Genomic DNA, 2,053 nt, shown 5'->3' with positions numbered 1-2,053 from the left:
CGTCGTGCCGACCCCCTCTGGCCTGCCGGCCATCTCCCCCTCAAGGAGGGAGATTGGCGCCGCGCCGTTGGCGCATCTCCTCGCAGCGCGGCTGCAAAGCATAAGCGCACTGCCGACTCCCCCTGCGGAACCCAGCACAATCACTGCGGATTCCCGAACACTCCCCAGCGTCACCCCGCTCTATCATTCCCGCTCAGGCAACGGCGCCCCGGCGGTCGCGTCCGCCCCCGCGTCTGTCGATCGGCCGGGGCGATTTTTCTGTGCATGCCGTTGTCCCAAAACCGCTGGGCACTTTTGGGCGGCATGCATCAACAACAGGGGAACGACGATGAAATTCATGCTGACCGATCGCAAACTGCACCCGCAGGCAAAACCCGTCGCCGATGATTTCAGGACCGGCGGCATCAACCGCCGCGAATATCTGGCGCTGATGGCCGGCCTCGGCGTCAGTGCCGCCGGCGCGCTGGCGCTGGGCGGTCTCGGCGCCACCCCTGCCCGCGCGGCGGAACCGAAGAAGGGCGGCGTCTTGCGCGTCGCCATGAACGTCAAGGGTTTCAAGGACCCGCGCACCTTCGACGGCGTGGAGATGTCGAATGTCGCCCGCCACTGCAACGAATATCTGGTGCGCTGGAACACCGACTTCTCCTTCGAGCCCTGGCTGCTCGAAAGCTGGGAGGCGAGCGACGACGCCAGGACCCTCACACTGCATGTGCGCAAGGGCATCTCCTGGTCGAATGGCGATGCCTTCAACGCCGACGATGTCATCCACAACCTCACCCGCTGGTGCGATGCCTCGGTGCCGGGCAATTCGGTCGCCGCGCGCATGGGCGCGCTGGTCAATGCCGACACCAAGAAGGTCGTCGATGGCGGCATCGCCAAGGTCGACGACTTCACGATAAAACTCAATCTGCCGAAACCCGACATCTCGCTGATCGCCGGCATGGCCGATTATCCGGCATTGATCATGCACCGCTCCTATGAGGGCGACGGCGATCCCCTGAAGGCGCTTGCCATCACCACCGGCCCCTGCGAGCTGGTCAGCTGGGATGCCGAGACCGGTGCCGAGGTGAAGCGCAAGGAAAAACCCTGGTGGAAGGGCGAATTCCACCTCGACGGCATCAAATGGGTCGACTACGGCTCCGACCCCAACGCCATGCTGTCGGCCTTCGAATCCGGCGAGATCGACACCGACCACGAAACCGCCTCCGACGCCGTCTCGCAGACCGAGCAGATGGGGCTGATGAACTCCGAGATCGCCACCGGCTCGACCATCGTCGCCCGCTTCAATGTGGCCAACGCGCCCTATGACGACGTCAAGGTGCGCCGCGCCGCCCAGCTCGCCGTCGACAATTCCGCCGTGCTGGCACTCGGCCTCGGCGGCCGCGGCAAGCCCGCCGACAACCACCATGTCGGCCCCATGCACCCCGAATATGCCGATATCGGCCCGGCCAGGCGCGACGTGGAGCAGTCGAAGAAGCTGCTTGCCGAGGCCGGCAAATCAGACCACGAATTCGAGCTCATCTCCGTCGACGTCGAATGGCAGAAGAGCACCGGCGACGCCATCGGCGCGCAGATGCGCGAGGCCGGCCTCAAGATCAAGCGCACCGTGCTGCCGGCCGCCACCTTCTGGAACGACTGGAGCAAATACCCCTTCTCCTGCACCGAATGGCTCGGCCGCCCGCTCGGCGTCCAGGTGCTGGCGCTCGCCTATAAATCCGGCGCCGCCTGGAACGAGAGCGCCTACGCCAATCCCGAATTCGACACGCTGCTCGACAAGGCGCTGGCGACGCCGGACGCCAAGGCGCGCAAGGAGATTATGGGCAAGATCGAGCAGAATTTGCGCGATTCAGGCATCATCATCCAACCCTACTGGCGCTCGGTCTACCGGACGTACCGCAAAGGCGTCGAAGGCTGCGAACAGCACCAGGCGCTGGAGCAGCACTTTGAGAAGGTTTGGATTGAGAGGTGAGCCTTCGCCCTTCTTGGGTTCCTCTCCCTCCGGAGGGGGGCTATCGCATATGGATTCTTGCGAAGAAGGACCCCCACCCTAACC

Annotated in this window: 1 protein-coding gene; it reads left to right on the top strand. The window is 64.5% G+C overall.

Going from position 1 to position 2,053, the window contains the following annotated elements; translation table 11 throughout:
- Positions 1 to 328 precede the first annotated feature (328 nt).
- On the top strand, positions 329 to 1,969 hold the full coding sequence (locus EOC06_RS36430) for an ABC transporter substrate-binding protein (protein WP_128310058.1): 1,641 nt from the start codon (positions 329 to 331) through the stop codon (positions 1,967 to 1,969).
- Positions 1,970 to 2,053: the final 84 nt, after the last annotated feature.

Source organism: Mesorhizobium sp. M7A.F.Ca.MR.362.00.0.0 (assembly GCF_004023175.1).
In the GTDB taxonomy this organism is placed as follows: domain Bacteria; phylum Pseudomonadota; class Alphaproteobacteria; order Rhizobiales; family Rhizobiaceae; genus Mesorhizobium.
Note: the sequence above shows the minus strand (reverse complement) of the source record. Positions and strands in the feature narration are given on the sequence as shown.

Excerpts from the sequence above, each read along its gene's own strand:
- EOC06_RS36430 (WP_128310058.1), top strand. The coding sequence starts at position 329 with ATGAAATTCATGCTGACCGATCGCAAACTGCACCCGCAGGCAAAACCC.